19 protein-coding genes are annotated in these 22,850 nt (G+C 71.3%); 4 read left to right on the top strand and 15 right to left on the bottom strand.

Annotated features, from left to right (window positions below; genetic code table 11):
- The first annotated feature begins 188 nt into the window (after positions 1-188).
- Both ABD269_RS26435 and ABD269_RS26430 read left to right on the top strand, forming a co-directional pair.
- Positions 189-773, top strand: coding sequence for an RNA polymerase sigma factor (locus ABD269_RS26435; RefSeq protein WP_344121699.1), 585 nt, complete (start codon positions 189-191; stop codon positions 771-773).
- Positions 770-1,246, top strand: a complete 477-nt coding sequence (locus ABD269_RS26430; RefSeq protein WP_344121697.1) for a hypothetical protein — start codon at positions 770-772, stop codon at positions 1,244-1,246. Before ABD269_RS26435 ends, ABD269_RS26430 begins: the two co-directional genes overlap by 4 nt.
- Positions 1,247-1,254: 8 nt before the next feature.
- Here ABD269_RS26430 and ABD269_RS26425 read toward each other — a convergent pair whose 3' ends face one another.
- On the bottom strand, positions 1,255-1,788 hold the full coding sequence (locus ABD269_RS26425; protein ID WP_344121696.1) for an RNA polymerase sigma factor: 534 nt from the start codon (positions 1,786-1,788) through the stop codon (positions 1,255-1,257).
- A gap of 411 nt (positions 1,789-2,199) precedes the next feature.
- Here ABD269_RS26425 and ABD269_RS26420 point away from each other — a divergent pair, with 411 nt between their 5' ends.
- A complete protein-coding gene (locus tag ABD269_RS26420) occupies positions 2,200-2,640 on the top strand; it encodes a helix-turn-helix domain-containing protein (protein WP_344121694.1) in 441 nt (146 codons plus the stop codon).
- Entirely contained in the window at positions 2,637-3,188 is a 552-nt protein-coding gene (locus ABD269_RS26415; protein WP_425572975.1) for a toxin, read from the top strand. The genes ABD269_RS26420 and ABD269_RS26415 overlap by 4 nt, the downstream gene beginning before the upstream one ends.
- Before the next feature lie 36 nt (positions 3,189-3,224).
- On the opposite strand, the gene ABD269_RS26410 is transcribed toward ABD269_RS26415, so the two are convergent.
- The 14 genes from ABD269_RS26410 to ABD269_RS26345 form a co-directional block, all read right to left on the bottom strand.
- Positions 3,225-6,683 (bottom strand): aminotransferase class I/II-fold pyridoxal phosphate-dependent enzyme, encoded by a 3,459-nt coding sequence (locus ABD269_RS26410; protein WP_344121690.1) that lies wholly within the window; start codon positions 6,681-6,683, stop codon positions 3,225-3,227.
- A 38-nt stretch (positions 6,684-6,721) separates the two neighbouring features.
- Positions 6,722-7,663, bottom strand: coding sequence for an NAD-dependent epimerase/dehydratase family protein (locus tag ABD269_RS26405; protein ID WP_344121688.1), 942 nt, complete (start codon positions 7,661-7,663; stop codon positions 6,722-6,724).
- Between the two features lie 117 nt (positions 7,664-7,780).
- Positions 7,781-9,199: an ABC1 kinase family protein gene (locus ABD269_RS26400; RefSeq protein ID WP_344121686.1), complete on the bottom strand. Its 1,419-nt coding sequence runs from the start codon at positions 9,197-9,199 to the stop codon at positions 7,781-7,783.
- The gene (locus tag ABD269_RS26395) at positions 9,196-11,433 is read right to left on the bottom strand and encodes an anthranilate synthase component I (protein ID WP_344121684.1); all 2,238 of its coding nucleotides are present in this window, start codon (positions 11,431-11,433) and stop codon (positions 9,196-9,198) included. Before ABD269_RS26395 ends, ABD269_RS26400 begins: the two co-directional genes overlap by 4 nt.
- Positions 11,430-13,391 carry an FAD/NAD(P)-binding protein gene (locus ABD269_RS26390; RefSeq protein WP_344121682.1) on the bottom strand — a complete coding sequence of 654 codons (1,962 nt, stop codon included), beginning with the start codon at positions 13,389-13,391 and terminating at the stop codon, positions 11,430-11,432. The genes ABD269_RS26395 and ABD269_RS26390 overlap by 4 nt, the downstream gene beginning before the upstream one ends.
- Before the next feature lie 57 nt (positions 13,392-13,448).
- Positions 13,449-14,591: an acyl-CoA dehydrogenase family protein gene (locus ABD269_RS26385; RefSeq protein WP_344121680.1), complete on the bottom strand. Its 1,143-nt coding sequence runs from the start codon at positions 14,589-14,591 to the stop codon at positions 13,449-13,451.
- Positions 14,584-15,084: a PaaI family thioesterase gene (locus ABD269_RS26380; protein WP_344121678.1), complete on the bottom strand. Its 501-nt coding sequence runs from the start codon at positions 15,082-15,084 to the stop codon at positions 14,584-14,586. Before ABD269_RS26380 ends, ABD269_RS26385 begins: the two co-directional genes overlap by 8 nt.
- A gap of 115 nt (positions 15,085-15,199) precedes the next feature.
- Positions 15,200-16,312 carry a diiron oxygenase gene (locus ABD269_RS26375; RefSeq protein ID WP_344121676.1) on the bottom strand — a complete coding sequence of 371 codons (1,113 nt, stop codon included), beginning with the start codon at positions 16,310-16,312 and terminating at the stop codon, positions 15,200-15,202.
- Positions 16,309-17,823, bottom strand: coding sequence for a class I adenylate-forming enzyme family protein (locus tag ABD269_RS26370; protein ID WP_344121674.1), 1,515 nt, complete (start codon positions 17,821-17,823; stop codon positions 16,309-16,311). Before ABD269_RS26370 ends, ABD269_RS26375 begins: the two co-directional genes overlap by 4 nt.
- Position 17,824: 1 nt before the next feature.
- Entirely contained in the window at positions 17,825-18,052 is a 228-nt protein-coding gene (locus ABD269_RS26365; protein WP_344121672.1) for an acyl carrier protein, read from the bottom strand.
- Entirely contained in the window at positions 18,049-19,071 is a 1,023-nt protein-coding gene (locus ABD269_RS26360) for a hypothetical protein (protein WP_344121670.1), read from the bottom strand. Before ABD269_RS26360 ends, ABD269_RS26365 begins: the two co-directional genes overlap by 4 nt.
- Complete coding sequence (locus ABD269_RS26355; RefSeq protein ID WP_344121668.1) at positions 19,068-19,325, bottom strand: acyl carrier protein; 258 nt, start codon at positions 19,323-19,325, stop codon at positions 19,068-19,070. The genes ABD269_RS26360 and ABD269_RS26355 overlap by 4 nt, the downstream gene beginning before the upstream one ends.
- Complete coding sequence (locus tag ABD269_RS26350) at positions 19,322-20,992, bottom strand: AMP-binding protein (protein ID WP_344122087.1); 1,671 nt, start codon at positions 20,990-20,992, stop codon at positions 19,322-19,324. The genes ABD269_RS26355 and ABD269_RS26350 overlap by 4 nt, the downstream gene beginning before the upstream one ends.
- Positions 20,993-20,997: 5 nt before the next feature.
- Complete coding sequence (locus tag ABD269_RS26345) at positions 20,998-22,602, bottom strand: class I adenylate-forming enzyme family protein (RefSeq protein ID WP_344121667.1); 1,605 nt, start codon at positions 22,600-22,602, stop codon at positions 20,998-21,000.
- Between the last annotated feature and the right edge of the window lie 248 nt (positions 22,603-22,850).

The following is a 22,850-nucleotide window of genomic DNA, read 5'->3' as shown; positions in this document are numbered from 1 at the left end:
CAGTGATGTAATCCCTGGCGAATCCGGAATTCTGACGGCCGTGCGGTCCACTCCCGCGTGTTCGCGGGAGTGTCGAGGTCGTCGACGCCCTCTCTGAAGACGGAGACCGTTTCTCCGTCCGCGCCGCGCGGCCCGGGCGGAGAACACACCGTGCACCGGCCATCAGGAGACACAAGGAGACACGACATATGACCACAGTCGACGCGGATGCCGCGCGACCCGAACCGGGGCCGCCCGAAGCGGCCGGGCCCGGGCGGGTGCCGACGACGGACCCCTGGGCCAGGGCGGCCGGGCTCGTACGGGCCGCGCAGTGCGACGACGCGCTGGCCCTCAACGACCTGTTGGACCTGCTGACACCCTATGTGAGTCGGCTGTGCCGCCCCATCGCCCTGTCCCACACCGCGGACGCGGTGCAGGAGTCCCTCATCGCCGTCTTCCAGGGCCTGCCACGGCTCAAGGAGCCGGAATCCCTGTACGCGTGGGTGCGTACCATCACGGTGCGTGAGGCCATGCGGGTGGCGAAGCGGACCTCGCGGGAGACCCCGGTGAGCGACTTCCGCGACCTGCCCGGCACATGGAGCACGGAACTGGAGGCCGACGTGCGAGACGTGTTGCGCCGCCTGCCCCCCGAGCACCGAGCCGTCCTGGTCCTCCGCGAGCTCGAAGGCCTGGACGAGCGATCGGCGAGCATCCTCCTCAACATCTCCCAGGGCACGGTCAAGTCACGACTGCACCGGGCCCGCAAGAACTTCCGGAAAGCGTGGAAGCGATGACCACTGAGAAGACGATGACCGGCCTGGACCCCGTACGACGGCTGCGTGTCATGGCTGCGGGGCTCAACGCCGTGATGTACGCGGAAGCATACGTCGAAGCCCCCTTCGCGGAGGTCTGGGCGGTGGCGAGTGACCTGCAGGGCGAACTGCCCCATCTGATCCCGACGGTGCGCGCCTTCCACGTCTCGCCCGGAGCAGGTGACCGCAAGCACGCCTGGGCCTACGGGCCGCTCGGGCACCGCGCCTGGTTCGACGTGCTGCTCCAGCCGGGTTGGTGCCTGATGCAGAGCCGGTATGTGGTCGGCGGGATGGCCGGTGTGCCGGAGGGCTGTGGAACGCGTTTCGCGGTGCTGGGCGGGCTGCGGCAGAGCGGTCTGGCACCCGCACAGGGCCTGCTGCGCCCGCTCGGACGGCTCCGCGGCCTCCGGATGATCGACCGGGTCGGCCGCCGGACCTCCCTGCGGTGCCGGTGAGCCGCCGGTCACTGCCATGCGTTGCGGAACAAGTGCCGGGCCCGGAACAGTCTGGAGCGCACGGTACCGATGGGGACGGCGAGTATCTCGGAGACCTCCTTCTCGCTCAGTCCCTCGATGTGACGGAGAGTCAGTACCGCCTGATGCTCGGGCGAGAGCCTTCGCAATGCGTCGTCGACGTCGGACGCGAGTTCCAGGTCGTCGGGTGCCGGTTCGTCGTCCAGCTCCGACACCACGACCCGTCGGCGCTGCTTCGCATACCTCACGGCCTCGCGCACCGCGACGGTACGGGCCCATCCGAACAGAGCCGAGGGGGTCTTGAGCTGGCGGATGTTGCGGAAGACCTGGATGAGCGCTTCCTGGGTGGCGTCCGCGCCGTCCTGCAGGGCCACGGGGCCGCAGATGCGACCGATGTACGGGGTGAGCACGCCGAGCAGTTCGTCCATGGCCAGCGCGTCGCCGCGCTGTGCTCCGCGCACCAGCCTTTCCAAGGTGTCCTGGTCCAGCTCGCCCGAGGGCTTCTCTTCCGTCTCCGCTGCCACCGTTCCCCCCGTCACTGCTCCCCCTAGGTCCACGCGGGTCCGTCCCATGAGTCAATCTCCGACTCCCGCCCTGGGTGGAGCACTTGGGGAATGACTGCGATGGGGAACTCTCCCGGATCCGTTGCCGTCCGGGGCACTGGCGTGACCGCGCCGTCGGGCCGGCCCTGCCGGAACCGGGCCGTTGTGCGGCTTCCGGCTCGACAGGGCCACGCCGATCGCGGACGTCGGCCGCGACGGCGCGACTGTCAGTTCATCAATGGCCTCCCCTGTTGGCCACTGGCGAAGTTAGCTGACAGCTATTCGCGGTACCACCGTGGCGGAGGCCCGCCCGATTGTCAACTAGTAGTTAGTCTGCGACACTTGAGATAGCCACGAGCTAAGTAATGAGAAGTCGGCGGGAGGTGGTTCGCGATGCCCGACTCAAACGAGGCAGGGGATCGGTCGACCCTGGCAGTGCGGCTGGACAACCTCTTCAAAGCGGTCCGCCCTCAAGGCAAACACTGGACCAACGCCGAAGTGGCCGCTGAGCTGAAGCGCACCAACCCCGATCTCCGGGTCGGCGGCGTCTACCTCTCCCAGCTGCGCACCGGAAAGCGCACCAACCCCTCCGGGGATCTGCTCGCCGCGTTGGCCGGGTTCTTCGGCGTGTCCGTGGCCTACTTCTTCGACGAGAAGCTGGCCGAATCCGTGCTCGCGGAGATCGCCACCATCGAGGCGATGCGCCAGGTGGGCGTCCGCGCTGTCGCCATGCGCGCGGCCGGCATGAAGGAGGAGAACCTCCAGGCCATCACGGTCATCATGGATCAGTATCGCCAGATGCAGGGCCTCCCTCCCGTCGCCGACCCGGAGTGAGGGACGCGGTGAAAGGACTCCCGGCCGGCCACACCCGGCGCAACCAGCTGAGGAGGCTCCGCAAGGCCGGCGCCCGGCGGATTGCCGAGCTCGAACTGCCCGCCCTGGCCGACGTGACGAGCCTGTGCTCCCACCTCAGCGCTGTACGCGACCGCCCCATCACCCTGGTTCCGATGCAGATGCAGGCGACCCTCCCGTGCGGCATGTGGGTCAGCGCCCGCGTCGAGGACCTCATCTTCTACGACGCCAACACGTCCAGCGCTCACCAGGAGCACATCATCTTGCATGAACTGGGCCACATCATCTGTTGTCATCGCGGTTCGGGCCAGCTGGACGAGGTGAGCGCCCGGGTCCTCTTCCCCAACCTTTCGCCGACCCTCGTGCGCGACATGCTCATGCGCGCGACCTACGACGACATCCAGGAACAGGAGGCGGAGGTCATCGCCTATCTGCTGTCCCAGCGGATAGGCCGCACCGAAGAACGGTCCGGTGCGGCCTCGTCCGAGGAGGAAGTGGTGATCTGCCGGGTCGAGCGCACGCTGTTCTGAAGTGCCTCGCGCGCCGCGCCTGACGCCCGTGGGGATTCAGGACCGGCTCGGTTCCAGCTCCTCGGACAGGATCGACACGGTCCGCTGGATGTCCTGCTCGGTGTGTTCGCTGGTGACGAAGAACCGGAGCCTGGCCAGGTTCTCCTCGACGGCGGGGTGGAAGATGGGATCCGCCACCACACCTCGCCGGAACAGCCTGTCCGCGACCCTCAGCGTCCTGTCGGAGTCACCGATGATGCATGGGACGATCGGGGTCTCCCTGCTGGACCCCGTGGGGAGGCCCGCCGCGAGGGCCAGGTCGAGGAACTGCTTCGCGTTCCGCTGCAATGTGCCTATTCGGTGAGGTTCCGCGGAGATCAACTCGGTGGCGGCCAGTGCGGCGGCCGCGTTCGCCGGGGTCAGGCCGACGCTGTAGACGAAGCCCGGCAGCGTGTGCCTGAGCCACCTCACCATCCGGGCCGAGCCGCCCAGGTAACCGCCGCAACTCGCCAGGGCCTTGGACAGGGTCCCCATCCACAGGTCGACATCACCGCGGTCGACGCCGAAGAACTCGCCGACTCCGCGCCCGTGTTGCCCCACGGTGCCGATGCTGTGCGCTTCGTCGATCAGCAGCAGCGTCCCGTAGCGCTTCTTCAGCTCGACCACACCGGGCAGGTCCACCAGGTCACCGTCCATGCTGTAGGCGCCCTCGACGGCGATCAGTACGCGCCTGAAACGCGACCGGTTCCTGCTCAGGATGTGTTCGAGCTGGTCGAGTTCGTTGTGCGCGAACGGGCGTCGCGCCGCCCCGGACAGCGCGCAGCCCTGCAGGATGCTGTCGTGTGCGAGCTCGTCGTGCACGACCAGGTCCTGCGCCCCCACCACGTGCCCTATGGCGGTGACGTTCGTGGCGTGCCCGCTGACCAGCACGAGACAGTCCTCGACGCCGAGCAGGTCGGCCAGGGTACGTTCGAGCCGCAGGGTCAACTCCCGTTCCCCGGCCAGCGGCCGACTCGCGGAGACCGAGGTTCCGTACCGCTCCACCGCCTCGCACACGGCGTCCCTGACCGTCGGATGCCCGGACAGCCCCAGGTAGTTGTAACCGCTGAACGAGAGGTACTCACGATCCTCTATGGTCGTGGTGCGGCGGATGTTTCCCTGATGGACACGGAAGTACGGGTTGGGCACATTGGTGTCACCGACCGAGCGCAGTCGCCGTTCGAACTCCTCAACCTCGGGGAAGTCGTCGACCCGGGCCGTCTCCACCGACCACTGCGGCCCCGGTTCCCCGTGCGGGAGCGCACTGGGGACGAGGACGGCTCCGGCGAGCCGGCCGTCGGCCATGGCGATCAGTCGCTGGACGGTGAGGTCGGGGGACAACATGCCCTCGTCCGGGAAGTCCACGATCCGCTTGCGGATGCCGGCCTGCAGTTCGTGCAACATCAGGGAGTCGAACCCGAGGTCGTGCCCCAGAGCCATCGACGCGGTCAGGTCGGAGACCGGGAAGACGCTGGTGCGCGACACCTCTTCCAGCACGATCGCGGCGACGGACGAGGTGTCGTCGGGCCGCGCCTCCGTCGCCCGCTCCGCAGCGTTTGGCACCGGCAGTGCCGGGGCCGTCGCGGGCGCTCCTGCTGCCGTCACCTTCCGCTTCTTTTCGTCCACGACCCAGTGGCGGCCCGGGCTGAGCGGGCTCGGGGGGAGAGTGCAGAGAGGCGTCCGCTCCACGAGCGGGCGTGGTCCGCTCCCGGTCACCACGTTCCGCGCGAGGTCGGTCAACACGGCCGCGCGCTCCTCGGCGGCCAGCGGACCCAGCATGGTGACCTCTGTCGTCCGCGGCTCGTCCGGGGGCACCGCACCGGCCACCAGGCCGGTCCCCAGGTCACCGGTCCGGCGGGCCTCGATGGCCGCCGCGGCGGCGGTCAGTTTGCCGAAGGCGTCGACCGGGGCGTCCGCCACCACGGCGAGACCCTCGGGGAGTGGTGCCCGGTGGGCCAGGGTGCTGGCCACCGCGTCCAGCGGCAGACCGTCGGTGACGATGGTGTGCGCGAGGTCCCGGGCGTAGCGGGCCAGCGCTGCCCGGTCGCGGGCGCTGAGCACCAGGAGGTGGGGGCCGGGTGCCGGCGCCCGCCGCGTCCGCGCCTCCACGGCTCCCTCCAGCACGATGTGGATATCCGTACCACCGAACCCGAACGCGCTCACCCCCGCCCGGCGCGGCTGTCCGGTTTCCCCCCAGTCGGCAGGCGCCTTCGGGATCGTCAGTCCCGCCGCTTCGAGCCCGAGGTGGTCGGCCACCTCGAACGACGGCTGTGGTGGCACCTTCCCCTTCTGCACGGCCAACGTCGCCTTGACGAGCCCGGCGATTCCCGCCGCGCCGAGCGAGTGGCCGACGATCGCCTTCACCGCGCCGAGGTAGGCGGGTGCGCACCCCTCGCCGCGGAGCTCGCGCAGCGCGCTGACCTCGATGCGGTCGCCGACAGTGGTCCCGGTGCCGTGCGCCTCCAGGTAGCCCACCGCGTTCGGCGTGAGGTCGGCGTCGCTGTACGCCCGGCGCAGGGCTCGGAGCTGGCCGCGGGCCTCGGGGTACATGCCCCCCTGGGTCGTCCCGTCGTTGGCCGTTCCCACCCCGCGGATGACCGCGTACACACGGTCGCCCGCAGCCCGCGCGTCGGCCAATGGACGCAGGACCAGGACCCCGCCCCCCTCGGCGAGGACGAAACCGTCCGCCTCCGCGCCGAACGGCAGGCACCTCCCGCTGGGCGAGATGGCGCCGATCCGGCACAGGCCCACCAGCAGGTCGGGGGTGAACAGCAGTTGTGCTCCACCGGCGAGGGCGATCCGGCACCGCCCCGCGCGCAGGGCGAACACGGCGTTGGCCACGGCCATCATCCCCCCGGAGCAGGCCGCGTCCAACGCGTAGCTCTCGCCGTGCAGGCCGAACACGGAACTGACCGTGTTGGGACCCATGTTCAGCAGCAGCCCGGCCGCGGAGGTGCCGTGCAGCCCGTCGACCGCACGGGCGGCCTCCTGCCACGGCACCCCGGCGGCCGATGAGCCGAACTCACCGCCGGCGAGCTGCCTGAGCCGGATGTGCAGTGCACTGATGTCGCGGTATCCACTGTCGCTGAGGGACATGATCACCGCGGTTTCCTCGGCGTCGAACCCGCCGACCTCCCATCCCGCGTCCTGGATCGCCTCGCGGGCGAGGTCGATCAGCAGCCGGTGCTGCGGATCCATCGCCCTGGCACGCCTCGGCGGGATCTTGTAGTGCTTCGCGTCGAACTGGTCGACGTCCTCCAGCAGGGCCATCTTGTCCGTGTACGTCGAGCTCGTGTCACGGAGATCGGACCTGACGAAGGACTCCTTGCGCCACCTCGTGCCGGGCACGGTGTCGAACTGTGGTCGCGGGTCGGTCAGCAGGCGCCAGTACTCGTTCACATTCCGGGCTCCCGGAAACCGGCAGGCCATCCCCACGATCGCGATGTCATTGCGTTCACCCGTAGCCGAACCCATCATGCCCCCCTCTTCCGTGCCGCGGTGCGGCACCATGACTGTCAACTGGTGGTGTCCAGCCGTTCACGCCACCATTGCGTTGTCGTCTTGAACTGCTCGTCCACGGGCGTGGCACTCGCGATGAATTCCGTGCAGTAGGCGGTCGAGTCCATCACGAACGGGCGGTCGAACTGGTAGCGGACTTCAGCCAGTTCTCGCAGCAGGGGGGAGAAGAGAGACAGAGCGCGCAGCACGGCCGGGGGCATCCTGCGCACCGGCACCTGCTTCACCTGTGCCTGGCCGGCGAGTTCGGCGAGCATCTCCCGGACGGAGAGCGGGGGCGCCGTCGGGACGTGCCAGGCCCGCCCCCAGGCACGTTCGTGTCCGGCGACCTCGACGAGGGCCCCGGCGATGTCGGGGACGTAGCTCCAGCTGTGCGGGGTGTCGGGGTTGCCCAGTACGGTGACCGGCTTGCCGTGCAGGAGTTGCGGCACGGCCCGGGCGGCGAGATGGCCGCCGTCGGTCACGCCGGGGCCGAAGAAGTCGGAAGCGCGCACTTCGACGGCCCTGACACGGCCTTGCTCGTGCAGTTCCAGGGCCTGCTTCCAGATGGCGGCCCGGACGCGCCCCTTGGGGCCGGTCGCCGTGAGCGGCAGGTCCTCGGTCATCCTGCCGTTGACCGGGCCGTAGCCGTAGAGGTTGCCCAGCAGGACCAGCACGGCTCCGGTGGCTTCCGCCGCCTTGTTGACCGACTGGGCCAGCGGCGGCCAGTCGTGCGTCCAGCGGTGGTACGGCGGGGCGGCGCAGTTGTAGATCGCGGCCGCGCCCCGCGCGGCGTCGGTCAGCCGGGTGGGATCCGTCGCGTCCAACGCGACGTGTTCGATGCCTGGTTCGGGGTGCCCGCCGGACCTGGTGACGACCCGAACCGAACAGCCCCGTTCTGCCAGGAGGCGGGCGGTGGCCGAGCCGGTGGGCCCGAAGCCGATGACAACGTGAAGGCTCATGCTCCGCACGCTAGCGCGAAAGGAGCGTGCCCACGCACTCTTTTCGCCACGTGCCGCCGAAGGGCCCGCGCGCCCGCAGATCGCGCCGCGGGAAGCCCGGCGCGCGCCGGACCGTGTTCACGGCCGGAGCGGCTCCGGGCCTTCGACTGCGGCCGGTCCGGGGCCGGGTGATGTCCGGGGCCCGGTGAACCCCGGGAGCCAGCGGGCGGCTTCGGCGCGGAACGGGATGTCGCATTCCAGTTGACACAGCACCGCCGTGGCGGCACCGACCACACGGTTCACCAGGACGTACGCCGGCGGCAGGTTGAAGTGGCGCAACAGGCCGCCCTCCCGGAGGTCCATTGCCTGGACCACCTCCTTGCGGAGCCATTCCCGGGTGAATCGGTACGTCTCCTCCCGCGCCGGAGTCGCGATGGGCAGGAGCAGCGAGCCGAGCGCGGCATCGTCGAGCGGCGCGCCGGGGCTGAGCAGCCTCTCGGCCACCAGGAGGTCCTGGGCGGCGTCCCAGTCGCCCTGGTGGGCGAGCCGGCTCAGGGTGCCGAGCGCGGTGGGGAACCCCTCCGGCAGGGGCTTGACCGCGCCGAAGTCGATGACGCCCAGCCGGCCGTCGTCGAGCACGCGGAAGTTTCCCGGGTGCGGATCGGCGTGCAGCCTGCCGGCGCGCTCGGGGCCGGAGAACAGGAAGCGCACGTACATCAGTCCGGCGTGATCGCGCTCCGCTTGCGTTCCTTCCCGGATGACGGCGGCGAGCGGCGTCCCTTCCATCCACTCCGTGACGAGCACCCGCTCGGTGAAGGCCACCACGTCGGGGACCAGGACCTCCCGGTCGCCCCGGTACGCGTCGGCGAACGCCTGCTGCGCCGTGGCCTCCAGGCGGTAGTCGAGTTCCTCGGCGACCCGCTCCCGCAGCTCGCGCAGCATCGGTTCGACGTCCAGTCCGGGCATCACCACGGAGAACAGCCGGATGAGGCCGCCCAGCCGGGTGTAGTCGCCCAGCAGTGCCTCGCCGGCGCCGGGGTACTGGATCTTCACTGCCACCGGGCGGCCGTCCCGCCACACCGCCCGGTGCACCTGGCCTATGGAGGCGGCCGCGGCCGGGGCGTCGTCGAAGGAGCTGAAACGCTCGCGCCAGTCGTGTCCCAGCTCGGTGGCGAGGACGGCGTGGACGCGTGCGGGCGGCAGCCCGGGAGCGGCCTCCTGGAGCAGAGTGAGGGAGGCCCGGTACGGACCGATGACCTCCGGGGGCAGTGCCGCCTCGAAGACCGAGAGCATCTGCCCGAACTTCATCGCGCCGCCCTTGAGTTCGCCGAGCACCCGGAAGAGGTGCATGCTGGTGCGCCGTTGCACCTCCCCGGCGAGCAGATCGGCGGGCCCTCCCAGGAGACGTTTGCCGAAGCGCAGTGCCGAGCGGCCGGCGAAGCCGAGCGGCAGCGAGGCGAGGCGGGCACTGCGCGCGAAAGGGGAACGGGGGATGTCGCGGGCGGTCCGCCCGACGATTCCGCCCGGCCGCGCTTCCCGGTTCTCCTCGCTGTTCATCGCGGGCTCCCCACGTCGGTGCGGGATGCGGTCCGGGAGAGTCCGGCGACCGCGTTGGCGACCAGGGCCCGGCCGACGCCGCCCTCCATGGTCATGATCGACTCCGGGTGGAATTGGACGGCCGCGACCGGGAGTTCGCGGTGTTCGATGCCCATCACGGTGCCGTCCTGGGTGCGGGCTGTCACCTGGAGCACCTCGGGCAGTGTGGTGGGGTCGGCGCACAGGGAGTGGTAACGGCCCGCCCGGATGCGGGTGGGCAGGCCCGCGAAGAGGACGCCACCGCCGTCCACCACGTCGACGGCCGAGGGCTTGCCGTGCACGGGCAGTGGAAGCGTGCGCAGGGTTCCTCCGAAGTGTTCCACCAGACCCTGGAGGCCGAGGCAGACGCCGAAGACCGGCAGTCGGCGGTCGAGCGCCGCGTCGATCAGGCCCGACATGCCGAAGTCCCGGGGGCGCCCCGGGCCCGGTGACAGCACGAGCATGTCGGGTGCGATGTGGCCGAGCAGGTCCGGCGGGAAGCCCGCGCGGTAGGTGACGACCTCCGCCCCGGTCTGTCGGAAGTAGTCGGCGAGCGTGTGGACGAACGAGTCCTGGTGGTCGACGAGGAGCACGCGGCAGGACGGCCCAACTCCTGCGGTGCGGGCTCGCGCCGGCCGCGCCCGGCGGACCGGGGAGCTGCCCACCACGGTGTTCTCCACCGCGTCGAGCAGGGCGAACGCCTTGAGGACGGTCTCGTCCTCCTCCGCCCGCGGGTCGGATTCGTGGAGCAGCGTGGCACCCGCGCGCACGGTGGCCACTCCGTCGCGGATCTGGATCGTGCGCAGGGTGAGGGCGGTCTCCAGACCGCCGTCGAAACCGACGCGGCCGACCGCTCCGCCGTACCAGCGGCGGGGACTGCGTTCGTGCTCCTCGATGAAGGCCATGGCGGCGCGCTTGGGCGCGCCGGTGACGGTGACGGCCCACATGTGTGTGAGGAAGGCGTCCAGGGCGTCGCGGTCGGGGCGCAGCCGGCCTCGTACGTGGTCGACTGTGTGAATGAGCGTGGCGTACGTCTCGATCTGGCGGCGGGCCAGGACCTCCACGGTGCCCGGCACACAGACACGTGCCTTGTCGTTGCGGTCGACGTCGGTGCACATCGTGAGCTCCGACTCCTCCTTGCGGGAGTCGAGCAGCGCGCGGATCCTCCCGGCGTCCTCCAGGGGGTTTCGGCCGCGCGCGATCGTGCCGCTGATCGGACAGGACTCCACGGTCGCGGCTGCCGGATCCACCCGGACGAACATCTCGGGCGACGCGCCGACCAGGTGTTCCCCCTCCGCGAGGTTCATCAGCAGGCCGTACGGCGCCGGGTTGCGCGTCCGCAGCGCACGGAAGACCTCGGAGGGTGCCGAGGGACAGGGGCGGTGGAAGCTCTGCCCGGGAACGGCTTCGAACATCTCGCCGTCGTGGAAGTACCGCTGGGCGCGGCGCACCAACTGGGCGTACTCGCCGGGCGCGTGGTCGCGGTGGACGAGTGGCTCGGCCGGCGGTCCGTACGGGGCGTCGGGGGTGTTGCGCGCGAGACCGGTGGTGGAGCGGCCCGCGTACGTGAACTCGTAGGCGTGCCGCACGGCGCTGCCGCGCTGCCGGTCGACCGCCAGGATCGTGTCGGGGAGGTGCAACACCATGGTGCGGTCACGCGGGTCCCGGATCTGGTGCAGGGGCACGGGGTCGAACCGTAGGACGAGGTCGTATCCGAAGGCCCCGTAGAGCCCCCACAGGGCGTCGTGCGGGCCGGCGAAGGCGGTGACGAGGTCACGCACCGCGTTCAGCACGGACGGACGCCGGGTCCGCTCCTCCTCCGTGACCGGGGCGCGTCCGTCCCCTGTGGCCGGAGCCGGTCCGTCGCCGATGCCCAGGACCAGGAGGGCGTCGGACTCCCACTGCGGCCCGTGGGCCGCCAGCGCGTCGGCGACGGCGGGCAGCAGCACGCGTCCGCGCTCGTTGAGCGGCCGCACCCGCAGCTGGTCGCCGACGGCGCTCACCTCGACGGGTGGGTCGACGTGGCCGAGGTCGTACGGGCGGTAGCGGCCGGGTTGCTCGCAGCGCCCGGACAGCAGCAGGCCCCGCCGGGTGTCCAGCGCGCCCTCCAGCAGGGCCAGTTCCGCGTCGGCCCGGCCCGGGTCCAGGGGTTCCGACCGGCGGGTGACCTCGACCCCGACAGGTGTGGTCCACCGCTTTGTCGTCACTGTCGTCATGAGACCTCCCTGAGCGGGGTTCGCGCGGTTCGTACGGCCGGGGCCGTGGGGAACGGGGTGGGTGTCGCGAGGTGGAGCACCGCCAGGGCGATCGCGTCGGAGTCGCCGAGGGTCACGGAGTTCACGCCGGGGCGGATGCCCGCGGCGGTCACCCAGTGCACGGACTCGGTCGGGACCCCGTAGGCGAAGCGGCGCGGGTGTGGCCGACCGTCCGCGGCGACGAGCCGGTAGGGGCGTTCGGTGACGGTGAGTCCGCCGGTCTCGTGGTCGCCCCGGTCGGGGTCGGGGATCGCGTAGGGGCGGCACTGGCCCGTCGCGACCAGATGGCGGAGGAGGGGGTCCGCGGTGCGTCGCAGGTCGGGTTCCGGGAGCCGCGCCTCGACCAGGGTCTTCACCACGGTCCGTGAGCCGGGGGCGGCGGGCGAGTCGACGGCGAAGGCACCGGCCCGCTCGTCCATGAGCACCCGCATGTCCGGCCCCAGGACGTGCAGGACGCCGGCCTCGATGAGGGCGATCATCTCCTCCGTCCGGCTGGGCGGCGGGCCGATCGAGAGGAAGGCGTTCAGAGGCGTGTACCAGCGCTCCAGGTCCTCGCGGTGGGAGCGGCCGGTGAGCCCGCCGTGGTCGACGAGCAGCCGGATCACGTTGCGCAGGTCGCGCAGGGCGTCCAGGGCGGCCTTCAGCGGCCCCTCGACGTTGCCCGCCGCGGACTCCGCCACGTCCCGGCGCAAGGCGTCGAGCAGCCACGCGCGCCAGTCGTCGGCGTGGCGGAAGGAATGGTCACCGTAGGGGCGCGCGAGGCGATCCCAGTCCCAGCGCTCCCGCGGTCCGATCCCGAACTCCTCCAACGCCGCGGCTTCCGCGGCCGACCCCCAGGCCAGGGGGAGCGAGCGCTCCCGGAAGCGGCGCGCTTCGCCGGCAGACGCGCGCCTCGTGAGCAGGGACGAGTAGTAGACGGTCTCGACCTCCTTGGCGACGAGCGGCCACAGCTCGCGGGAGAAGTCCAAGCCGCGGCGGTCCGCGGCACGCCGCAACTCCGTGACCTTCCGGGGGGTGAGCAGCCAGGGGCGGTGGAAGCCGTGGGCGCCCTTCTGGTTGCGGCCGCGGGAGTGGTAGGGGACGCCGCGTCGGGAGCCCGCGTACAAGGTCGGCTCCTGACCTGACGGGCAGTAGACGAGGGCGCTCCCGCGGCGTTCGAAGGAGCCGCCGCGCCCGGCGGTGAACAGGGCCATGTGGTCGAAGAAGTTGAGGCCGAGGCCGCGCAGGGCGACGGCCTCGGCGGGTGCCACTCCGGAGAGGTCCGTGTCCGCGGGGTTGGCGGGACGCACGTAGCGCAGCGCATGTCGCCGGGCGAACTCCGACAGCCGCCGCTCGTCCTCGTCCTCGACCACCGGGAGGTGTCCCTGCGCCATGACCACTGCGTCGAGGCCGTCGATGCGGGTGCCGTTCGCCAGCGTGACGCACTGCCGGCCGTCGTCCTCGTCGTGCAGTCGAACGGCGCGCAGGGGGTGGACGGCGACGCGGAACCCGGGGGGCGCGGTGCCCACCACGCGCTGGAAGACCCACTCCAAGTAGTGGCCGTAGAAGGCGCGCGTGGGATACGAGTCGGGGGACAGGTCCCTGGCCTCGGCCCGCACTTGGTCGTCGTAGCGCGGGTCCGTGCCCACGAGGTCGCGTGCCCACGCGTAGAGGCTGGGGCCCGGCGCGAGCGCGCCCGCCATGTCCACGCTCGCGTCCGTGAACAGCGTGATCTGCGACGCGACCGTGTTCATCAGCAGGTGGTGCGACTGGTCTGTGCGCCACACGCGGCCCGCGCCGGGGCGGCTGGGGTCCACGACGTGCACCACGACGGCGAGGCCGGCCACCTGTCGGCGCGCGTTGGCACAGAGCCGTTCGAGCACCGAGAGGCCACGGGGGCCCGCGCCGATGATGCAGACTTCCAACTTCCTGTCGTTCACGTGGCGTCTCCGAATTCCGGCAGGGGGCAGGGGTGCGCGGCGGGTGCGCTGGTCGGGCTAGACGCCGAGGTCACGGCCGATGATCTCCTTCATGACCTCGTTGGTGCCGCCGTAGATCGGGTGCACCCGGTTGTCGACGAACGCCCTCGCCACCGGCGTCTCGCGCATGTAGCCGTAGCCGCCGTGGAGTTGGAGGCACCGGTCGAGGACTCGACGCTGGACGTCGGTGGCCCACCACTTGGCCTTGGCGGCTCCGACGGCGTGCAGGCGGCCCGCGTTGTGCTCGGCGACGGCCTGGTCGACGTAGGTGCGGGCCACGTCCAGCTCGGTGGCCATCTCGGCCAGTTCGAAGCGGACGTGCTGGAAGGCTCCGATCGGGTGGCCGAAGGCGGTGCGCGTCCTGCAGTGCTCCAGTGTCTGGGCGAACGCCGTCTCCGCCGCGGCCACCGCGTACGCCGCGATGCCGAGCCGTTCCTGCGGCAGGTTGCCGGCCAGGTACAGGAAGCCTCGGCCGGGGCGTCCGAGCAGGTTGTCGGCGGGGACCCGGACATCGTGGAAGAACAGCTCCGCGGTGTCCTGCGCCGCCATGCCGATCTTTTCCAGCTTGCGGCCCCGCTCGAACCCTGGCATGCCGCGCTCGACCATGAACAGGCTCAGCCCCCGGGAGCCCCGGCCGGAGCCGGTCCTCGCGACGACGAGCACGAGGTCGGCGTGGATGCCGTTGGTGATGAACGTCTTGGCACCGTTCAGCACGTAGGCGTCCCCGTCCCGGCGGGCGGTGGTGCGGATGGCCTGCAGGTCGCTGCCGGCGTCGGGTTCCGTCATCGCGATGGCGGTGATCAGCTCTCCCGAACAGAAGCCGGGGAGCCAGCGCCGCTTCTGCTCGTCGGTGGCGAGTTCGAGAAGATAGGGGGCGACGACATCGTTGTGAAGTGCGAAGCCGATGCCGGTGGCGCCGACCCGCATGATCTCTTCGCTGATGAGGACCTGGTAGCGGAAGTCCCGCACCCCGCCGCCGCCGTATTCCTCGGGCACGTCGATGCCGAGCAGTCCGAGCTTGCCGGCGGTGCGCCACACCCGGCGGTCGACGAGGCCGGCACGTTCCCACTCGGCATGGAAGGGAACGACCTCGCGCTCCAGGAAGTCGCGTACCAGGTCCCGGAACGCGATGTGTTCCGCGGTGAGTCCGGTGTCACGCACGGCCGCTCCCGGCGCGGTGGAGGATCTGCTCGACGGTGCCCGTGCAGGCAAGCCGGCCGCCCTGCTCGAAGCGCACCTCGGCGACGGCGCGCCGGCTCGAACTGCTGACGAGCCCGGTCTCGATCGCGACGGGGCCGGGGACCAGGGGCAGGTGATAGTCCACGTGCAGCCCGGCGGTCAGGAATCCGGCCCGGTCGGGGAGGGCGGACAGCATCACCAGGCCGGCGAAGTGGTCGACCAGGCAGGCGATCCAGCCCCCGAAGACCACTCCCGGCGTGAGCGTGAGCGACGCGTCGAACTCCGTCTCGCAACGGATCAGGCCCGGCTCCCACGATGTCGCGGGAGGGAGGGCGAGGGAGCGTGCGGCCGGTGGGCTGGGCGCCGTGCCGTCGGCCAGGCCTGTCAGGAGCCGGCGGCCCGGGGTGTCGGCGTCGGGCGCCGCGAGGCCGCGCAGCCGGCTGGGCCGGGCAGGGGGCAGAGGGGTTTCGAGCATGGTGGCTTCTCCGCTTGTCCATGGACGGGAGGGTGTTGTCCCGAGGCGGCTGCCGTGCCTGGCGGCACGGGGCCCGCCGCCCGGCTGGGGACGGGAGCCGGGCGGCGGGTGCGGTTCAGGTGGCGTCGGCCGGGCGGCCGAGCTCCACCACCGAGTCGATGTCGCGGCGCCGGTGCTCCAGTTCGCGCCGGGTCAGCGCGTCGACGGCCGCCTTGTCGTCCAGCGCGCGCAGCGCGGCCTCGTCGACCGAGTGGAACCCGAGGACGCCCATCTTCCGCAGCGCTTCCTGCACCCGCGGCCCGAACATGCCTATCTCTTTGAGACCGGGGACGATCCGCATGAAGACCAGGCGGCGGAACTCCCGCTTGGCGGGTGAGCGACGGGACGCCGCGACGGCCTCCTCGCCGTACCCGAGGGTGTGCCAGATCTCGTCGTCGACGTACCGGTCGCGCAGCGCCCAGCAGCCCTCGACGACGAAGTCCTCGCGCTCCTTGAGCTCTGCGTCGCTCAGCTGGGGGTAGTGCTCGCGCAGCAGAAGCCGGCCGAAGGCGACGTGGCGTGCCTCGTCCCGGGCCACGTAGGCGCTGAACGCCCGGGCCAGCGGGTCCCGCAGCCGCTCGCGGTGCACCCCGAAGGTGGCCAGGCCCATGTTCTCGACGAGGATGTGGGCCGCGAGCACGCCGAAGTCCCAGCGGGGTTCGCGCATGGCGTGCTCGAACATGGCGGCGATCGACGGCGAGAGGCCGTAGCGCAGACCGATCTTGGTGTGCAGGAAACGGTTGAACCCTTCGACGTGGCGTGCCTCGTCCATCATCTGGGTGGCCGCGTACAGCTTGGAGTCCAGACCGTTCACGGTGAGCAGGATCTTGCCCACGGCGACGAGGGCGGCCTGCTCGGAGTGCAGGAACTGCGAGTACAGCCAGCCGCTGCTGTGCCGCCGGACGGTGCGCCGCTCGCTCTCGGGCAGCCGGTCCCACAGGGGCGAGCCGGCGATGGATATGAAGTCGTCGGGGAGGCCGAGCGGGTCGCCGGGGTCCACCTCGTGGTCCCAGTCGAGCCGCTCGTCCATGTCCCACTGCCGTTGCTTGCCCTGCTGGTAGAGCCGGACCAGCTTGTCGTTGCGCCGGTCGTAGTCCCACTCGATGACGGCGTCGCCGCCGAGGGGCACGGCCCACCTGCCGGCCAGCGCGGTGAGGACTTCCGGCCGCGAGTAGTCGGTCGTGGTCATGGGGTGTCCTTCCCCTCGGTGATGAGCCGGGCGGCCAGGTCACGCAGGTGTGGGCGCAGTACCTTGCCGGCCGGGTTGCGCGGGATGTGTTCCAGGGGCAGGAAGTGGCTGGGCCGCTTGTACGAGGCGAGACCCTCGACGCATCGGTCGAGCAGTTCGGCCTCGTCGAAGCCGTCGGGCGTCTCGGGCTGGACGAACGCCACGGGCGTCTGCCCCCAGAGCTCCGAGTGCAGGGGCACCACCGCCACATCGGCGACCTGTGGGGACTGGCGCAGTACGTGCTCGATCTCGACGGGGTAGACGTTCTGCCCGCCGCGCAGGATCAGATCGTTGCGCCGGTCGACGACCCACACCCGGCCCGCCTCGTCGAGGCAGCCCAGGTCGTGGGTGTTGAGCCAGCCGTCGCGCAGCACCTCCGCCGTGGCCTCGGGGAGCTTCCAGTAGCCCTGCATCAGGCCGTCGCCGGTGACGTGCAGCTCTCCGACGGTGCCGGGGGCGGCATCGTCGCCCTCGCGGTCGACGATGCGCAGCGCGGCTCCGAGCATCGGCCGTCCGACGCAGACCGCGCCGGGGACCGGCGGCTCGCCGGCCGGCACGCCCGGTGCCAGGGTGAGCACGGGGCCCCCACCCTCCGTGATCCCGAAGACCGCCTGGAGTTCGGTGCCCAGGCGCTCCCGCGCCTCGCGCGCCAGTTGCCCGGGCATCGGGGCGGCGCCGTGCAGCAGCAGTCGCAGGGCCCGCAGGTCGGTGGTGGCGAGGCCCTTGGCGGCGAGGAGCAGCCGCACCATGGAGGGGACGAGGAAGGCGTGCTCGATCTTCCACCGCTGGAGCGCCGCCAGAGCGCCTTGTGGGGTGAATCGCTCGAGCACGCAGACGGTGCCGCCCGCGGCGAGGTGGTCGAGGGCGATGACCACGCTGCCGTGGAACAGCGGCCCGGCGTTGAGAAAGGTGGTGCCCGGCTCCGGCCGTACGTCCGCCAGCCAGGACAGCGCGTTGGTCTGCAAGGAGCGCTGGTCGACGACGACGCCCTTGGCCCGTCCGGTCGTCGCGGAGGTGTGCAGGATCATGACGGGGTCGGTTAGGGAGCCGCCCCGCTCCCCGGCCGGCTCGTCTCCCGGGTCCGGGAGCTCGGCGACCTCGGCCACGTCCGTCAGCGGGAGCCCGGGCAGGAGGCGTTCGACGCGGGCCAGGCCGGCGGTATCGGCCACTGCGGCGGCGGGCTCGGCCGACTCCACGATCGCGGTGAGCTCCGGGTCGGTGAGCGCCGGATTGACCGGCACGGCCACCAGGCCGGCCGCGGCACAGGCCAGATAGGTCTCGATGACCTCGACCCTGTTGTCGCTCAGGACGAGGACCCTGTTGCCCGGCCCCGCGGCGGACCGCAGCCGGGCCGCGAGGGCCGTGACGTCCCGGTGCAGTCCCCGCCAGCTGACGTCGCGGCGGACGTCGCGCAGGGCGAGGGCGTCCGGCCGCTGGTCGAGTCCACGGCGCACGACGTGTCCGAGCCACATCTCAGGCTGCCTCGTTCCCGATCAGGTCGGCGATCGCGCGGATCGACGTCAGGGCGAACAGTTCCTCGTCGTCGAGCGGTCTGCCGAGGTGCTCCTCGAGGCGCAGGGCGAGCCGGATCAACTCGCCCGAGTTGACGCCCGCTTGCGCGAGGATCTCGTCATCGCCGACACGGTCGAGCAGACCGGGGTGGTCCAGGCTGTCCCGGACGAAGGACCGAGCGAGGGTCATGAGTTCCTCCAAGGGCGGGCGCCCACGCCGGCCATGGCCCAGTAGGGGGCGGCGTCCCCGTCGAAGTACACGAGGGGATCGGCGCTGTCCGTGCGGCACGGGAGCAGCCGGTTGAACCGGCTGCCGAAGCAGGCCGCGGCGAATTCGGGGGACTCGGCGACGCCGCGCTCGTCGCCGACCGTGGCCACGAACGCGAACACGGGGTCCAGCGACTTGTGCACCCCGTCCTCGATGACTTCGCACCAGGCGTGGTCGCTGCCGAAGAGGCCGAGCAGGTAGCCGCGTCGGGCCGTGGCCTGGAAGCCGGCAGCGCGCAGGCGGTCGGTAAGCAGCCGAGAGGCCACCACGCAGTCCACGACGCCGAGCCGCCAGGCCCGGTGGTGGTCGGTGCGCAGCGCTTCGGGCACCGTCTGATAGGTGACCCGGCGCGTCGTCAGGGCCTCGACGACCTCGTTCCACACGGCGTGGATCCGCGGGTCGCGCACGGTCCGGTCGGCCCCGGTGAGACGGATCACCGCCTCGTAGCCGTCGGCCCGCAAGGGGTCGTCGAAGGTCTCCTCGGAGAGCAACTGCACGCCGGGTGCGGACAGGTCGGGCACCCGCACGGTCACTTCGGGCAGCACGGTGGTCCGCTCGTCGGCGGTGTCCTCCGGCTCGCCGCCGACCCTGCGGAAGGGGCGGACGCCGACTGCCCATGCCCTGGGCTCGTACCAGCCGGCGCGCGGGGCGGCCGCGAACCTCATGAGGAAGCGCAGTCCCAGCTCGGGCACGGTCTGTCCGGTGCCGCAGAACATTCCGACGTTCATCAGGTCGTCGTAGTCGAACAGGGGGCCGCGGTCGGGGTCGGACACGTGCGGCAGCCCTTCGGCCGCGAGCCGCGCCACGTGGTCCGGATCGGTGCGCAGCGCCTGGGCGGCGGTCACCGTGTCCGTCTCGTACCGGGCGATGTCCCGGGGGACGACCGTGAACCGGCCGAGCGCTCGGAGGAGCGCGTCGGGCACAGCGGTGCTGACGCTCATGCGGCGTGGTCCTCCCGCTCCAGAGAGGACACGAACTCGGCGAGTTCGCGCACGGTCGCGGTCTCGAAGAGGAAGTCGTCGGGGATGACCACCGCGCACTGGTCCTCGATCGAGGTGATCGCGCGCAGCGCCTTGACCGACTCGATGCCGGGGACGGCGGAGAGGGGCTTGCCGGTGTCGATGGAGCGTTCGGGGACGCCCGCCTCGACGGCCAGGGCCCGTACGACGATGTCCAAGGTCTCGATCGCGTTCACTGGTGGTGTCCTTCCGATGCGGTAACGGGGTGGTCCATCTGTCGGTAGAGCTCGGCCGCGCCGGAGCGCTTGACCTTTCCGGAGCTGGTGAAGGGGAGAACCTGCGGGGAGACGGCGACGGTCTCGACCGCGCCCAGTCCCAGGTGTTCGGCGAGCCGGCGGCGGATGGCCTCGCCGACGGCGGCGGCGCCGTCCGCTTCGAGCTTCGTCTCCCAGACCACGACCATCCGCTCCTGTCCGTCCTCGTCCCAGGCGAAGGCGGCGCAGTGCCTGCGGTCGACGCCCGGGGTGGCTTTGACGATTTCCTCGACGTCCTCGGCGTAGTAGTTCTGGCCCCGGACGACGGCCATGGCCTTCAGCCGGCCCATGACGTAGAGCTCGCCGTCGCGCACGAAGCCGATGTCTCCGGTGCGCAGCATCCCGTCGGGGGTGAAGGGCTGCTGTTCGGAGGGCAGTCCGAGGTATCCGGAGGAGACCGGCGCCCCGCCGATCTGCACCTCGCCCACGACCCCGTCGTCGAGCGGGGTGCCGTCGGCGTCACCGATCCTGAGCGCGATCCCGGTCACCGGCGGGCCGCACGAGACGACGGTGCGCACGGCCGGGCCCGCTGTGCGGACCTCCCTGACCCGCTCGCCCACGGACAGGCTGGCGCGGTCCACGAGGAGACCGCGGTGGGGGGACCGCGGGACGCCGGTGCTGACGATGAGCGTGGCTTCCGCGAGCCCGTAGTTGGGCTGTACGACGTGGGAGCGCAGGCCGTACGGGGCGAAGGTCTCGTGGAACGCCTCCAGGCTGCTCAGGCGCACCGGCTCGGATCCGTTGCCGCCGTACCGCCAGGCGGAGAGGTCGAGGTCGTCGGGGATGCCCTTGGCGGCGGCCGCGACGAGGTAGTCGTAGAAGAAGTTGGGGGCCGGCAGGATCGTCGAACGGGAGGCGGCGAACTCGCCGAGCCACTGCATGGGGCGGCGGACGAAGTCCCCCGGCTGCCACAGGGTGACCGGGGTGCCCTGCCTGAGCGAGGCGAGCATCGTGAACAGGCCCATGTCGTGGAAGAGCGGGAGCCATTGGCCGAGGCTGTCCCGCGGGCTCCAGCGGGTGCCGGCCTGGATGGCGTCGAGCCCCGCGGCGACGTTGTCGTGGCTGACCACCACTCCCTTGGGCGCGGAGGTGCTGCCCGAGGTGTACTGGATGACCGCGGGCGCGTCGCCGCCGCCGCGCGTCGGCGGGAGCTGCGGGGTCTGGTGCGGGGGCTCGGCGATGTCGATGACCGGCAGGTGTGGCACGGCGGCGGCGACCCGGGAGACGATCCGCCCCCCGACGCTGCCGTCGGTGAGCAGGGCGTCTAGGGAGGCATCGGCCGCGAGCCGTTGGATGTGCGCGGCGTAGGCGTCGGCTCCGCCGAACGCCACGGGCAGGGCCAGGGGCACCGCCGCGGCGTCGAGCCGGAGGAGGGCGAGCAGGCCGCGCACCCAGGGCTCGCCGTTGCCCATGAGCAGCCCGACTCGACGGGGTGCGCGACCGTCGCAGAGAGCCAGGATGTGCCCGGCGGTGCGCTCTGCACGGGCGAGGAGCGCGGGCCCGGAGACCGGTTCCTCCCTGCGCGACGGAGTGTGGAGCAGAGTGCCGTCGTGGACGGACTCGGAGAGCAGGCGCCACAGGTGGACCATGTCGTTCACGCCTCCTTGTCGGGTGTGTGCGTGCGCTGGATGCGGTTGGCGAGCTTGCGGCGGAGCACGGAGCGGCGGACCTTGTACGAGCCCGTGACGGGCATGGCCTCCCAGTCCCAGAAGCGGACCTGGAGGTCGGGCAGTCCGACCTCGGCGGCCACGGCGCGGAACCGTTCGGGGTCGGGCAGCGTGCCCGGGCGGGGGCAGGCGACGGCGAAGAGTCGGCCGTCGGTGTCCTCGTCGGTTTCCCCGGCCTTGACCAGGACCAGCTCGACGAGCTCGGGGAGTGCCTCCAGGAGGTGGTCCTCCTTCTCCAGGAGGCTGTCGACGGCGTCGACGTGTTCGACGACGCGGTCGAGCAGTTCGAGGGAACCGTCGTCGAGCAGTCGGCCGATGTCACCCATGGGCCACCAGGCGTCCTCCGGCGGCATGGGGTCGCCGCCCACGTAGCCGCGCATGCGGCCGGGCGACCGGGTCTCGATGGTGCCGGGCGTACCCGCGGGCTGCGGGGTGCCGTGCTCGTCGACGATGCGGATCTCCATGCCGCCGCCGGGGTGGCCGACGTTGCGCGGCGAGTAGTCCGCGGCCTCCTCACGGGTCACGATGCGCAGGCAGATCGGGCCCGACTCGGTCTGCCCGTACGCCTGGAAGTAGTGGGCGCCGGGCTGCTCCGACGCGCCCAGCAGGGCGCGCACGGTGCGTGGGTGCATCGCGTCGAAGGTGCTGATGAACCGCTCGACGTGCTGGAAGGGGCGGTCCGGGTCGGCGGCGAGCGACTCCCACTGGATGTAGACGTTCGGGTGCGTCTCGACGGAGGTCGGGCGGTGGGTCAGCAACAGCCGCTTGACGTGCGCCGGGTCCGGGTCGGCGATGGCCAGTGCGGGCATCGCGGTCTCCAGGGAGGCCAGGGTGCCTGCACAGGTGCGGGCGTGCACGAACGACAGGTGCTTGGCGTTCAGGTCGTTCGTGGAGTACTGGTCCCGGAATATCATGATCATCGGGGCGACCATGCCGAACAGCGACCGGGTGGAGTGCGCCGCCAGCTTCGGGGCGCCGGTGGTCCCCGATGAGTGCGTGATGACGAACCAGTCGTCCTCGTCGCGGGGGTCGGTGATGTGCCGCATTCGGTCCTGGACCGGCACCACCCACTTCTCGTCGGTCGTCTCGAAACACAGCACGTTGCGGGTCAGTGCACGCAGCGTGCGCCGGGAGTCGACGAGTCGGGAGAGGCCGAAGGAATCGACGAGCAGATATGGATTCTCCAAGCGTGCGAAACACTCGAGGAGTTCACCGGTTTCCATGGCCGAGGACAGCAGGGCGGGGAGCGCGCCGACCTTGCCGAGCGCGCACATCACGGCCTCGACCTCGATGTGATTGCGCTGGACGACCGCCACGACGTCGCCCCGGCGGATTCCCGCCGCCCAGAGCCGGTCGGCGTAGTCGTCGACTGCCAGGGCGAATTCGGCGAAATTGCGTACCGGACCGTCGTAGGTGCGCCACGGCGTATCGCTGAGGAACGGCGTGTCGGGGAATTTCTCGGCGGCGACGGCCGGCAGCACCCCAAGCGATGCGGTGGGTCGGGGCAACACGCCGAGATTCAGCGCGGTCATGTCGGGCATTCGTATTCCCTCTGCTCGGTCTGCCATTGCTTTCGGGCAGCGAAAACGCGGCCCTGTCATGGAGATTCGTGGGAGACCGGGTGCTCACCGATCGATCGGAGGCAACCGACACCAGATAAGAGCCGGTACCCGGTCCACATACTCCGCGGGGTTTCGACTTTTTTGCGGATCAGGCGATTCCGTAGCAACGGCCCGGCCCGTTTCCCGTGGGCGCACGGTGCCACGGGAAACGGGCCGGA

The organism is Streptomyces blastmyceticus (assembly GCF_039521185.1).
In the GTDB taxonomy this organism is placed as follows: domain Bacteria; phylum Actinomycetota; class Actinomycetes; order Streptomycetales; family Streptomycetaceae; genus Streptomyces; species Streptomyces blastmyceticus.
The sequence above is the reverse complement of the archived record's forward strand: the minus strand, read 5'-3'. Positions and strand labels throughout refer to the sequence as shown.

What these genes read in the sequence shown, in the direction of transcription:
- ABD269_RS26435 (WP_344121699.1), top strand. Translation starts at nt 189, where the DNA reads ATGACCACAGTCGACGCGGATGCCGCGCGACCCGAACCGGGGCCGCCC.
- ABD269_RS26430 (WP_344121697.1), top strand. Translation starts at nt 770, where the DNA reads ATGACCACTGAGAAGACGATGACCGGCCTGGACCCCGTACGACGGCTG.
- ABD269_RS26420 (WP_344121694.1), top strand. Translation starts at nt 2,200, where the DNA reads ATGCCCGACTCAAACGAGGCAGGGGATCGGTCGACCCTGGCAGTGCGG.
- ABD269_RS26410 (WP_344121690.1), bottom strand. Translation starts at nt 6,683, where the DNA reads ATGATGGGTTCGGCTACGGGTGAACGCAATGACATCGCGATCGTGGGG.
- ABD269_RS26405 (WP_344121688.1), bottom strand. Translation starts at nt 7,663, where the DNA reads ATGAGCCTTCACGTTGTCATCGGCTTCGGGCCCACCGGCTCGGCCACC.
- ABD269_RS26400 (WP_344121686.1), bottom strand. Translation starts at nt 9,199, where the DNA reads ATGAACAGCGAGGAGAACCGGGAAGCGCGGCCGGGCGGAATCGTCGGG.
- ABD269_RS26395 (WP_344121684.1), bottom strand. Translation starts at nt 11,433, where the DNA reads ATGACGACAGTGACGACAAAGCGGTGGACCACACCTGTCGGGGTCGAG.
- ABD269_RS26380 (WP_344121678.1), bottom strand. Translation starts at nt 15,084, where the DNA reads ATGCTCGAAACCCCTCTGCCCCCTGCCCGGCCCAGCCGGCTGCGCGGC.
- ABD269_RS26375 (WP_344121676.1), bottom strand. Translation starts at nt 16,312, where the DNA reads ATGACCACGACCGACTACTCGCGGCCGGAAGTCCTCACCGCGCTGGCC.
- ABD269_RS26370 (WP_344121674.1), bottom strand. Translation starts at nt 17,823, where the DNA reads ATGTGGCTCGGACACGTCGTGCGCCGTGGACTCGACCAGCGGCCGGAC.
- ABD269_RS26365 (WP_344121672.1), bottom strand. Translation starts at nt 18,052, where the DNA reads ATGACCCTCGCTCGGTCCTTCGTCCGGGACAGCCTGGACCACCCCGGT.
- ABD269_RS26360 (WP_344121670.1), bottom strand. Translation starts at nt 19,071, where the DNA reads ATGAGCGTCAGCACCGCTGTGCCCGACGCGCTCCTCCGAGCGCTCGGC.
- ABD269_RS26350 (WP_344122087.1), bottom strand. Translation starts at nt 20,992, where the DNA reads ATGGTCCACCTGTGGCGCCTGCTCTCCGAGTCCGTCCACGACGGCACT.
- ABD269_RS26345 (WP_344121667.1), bottom strand. Translation starts at nt 22,602, where the DNA reads ATGACCGCGCTGAATCTCGGCGTGTTGCCCCGACCCACCGCATCGCTT.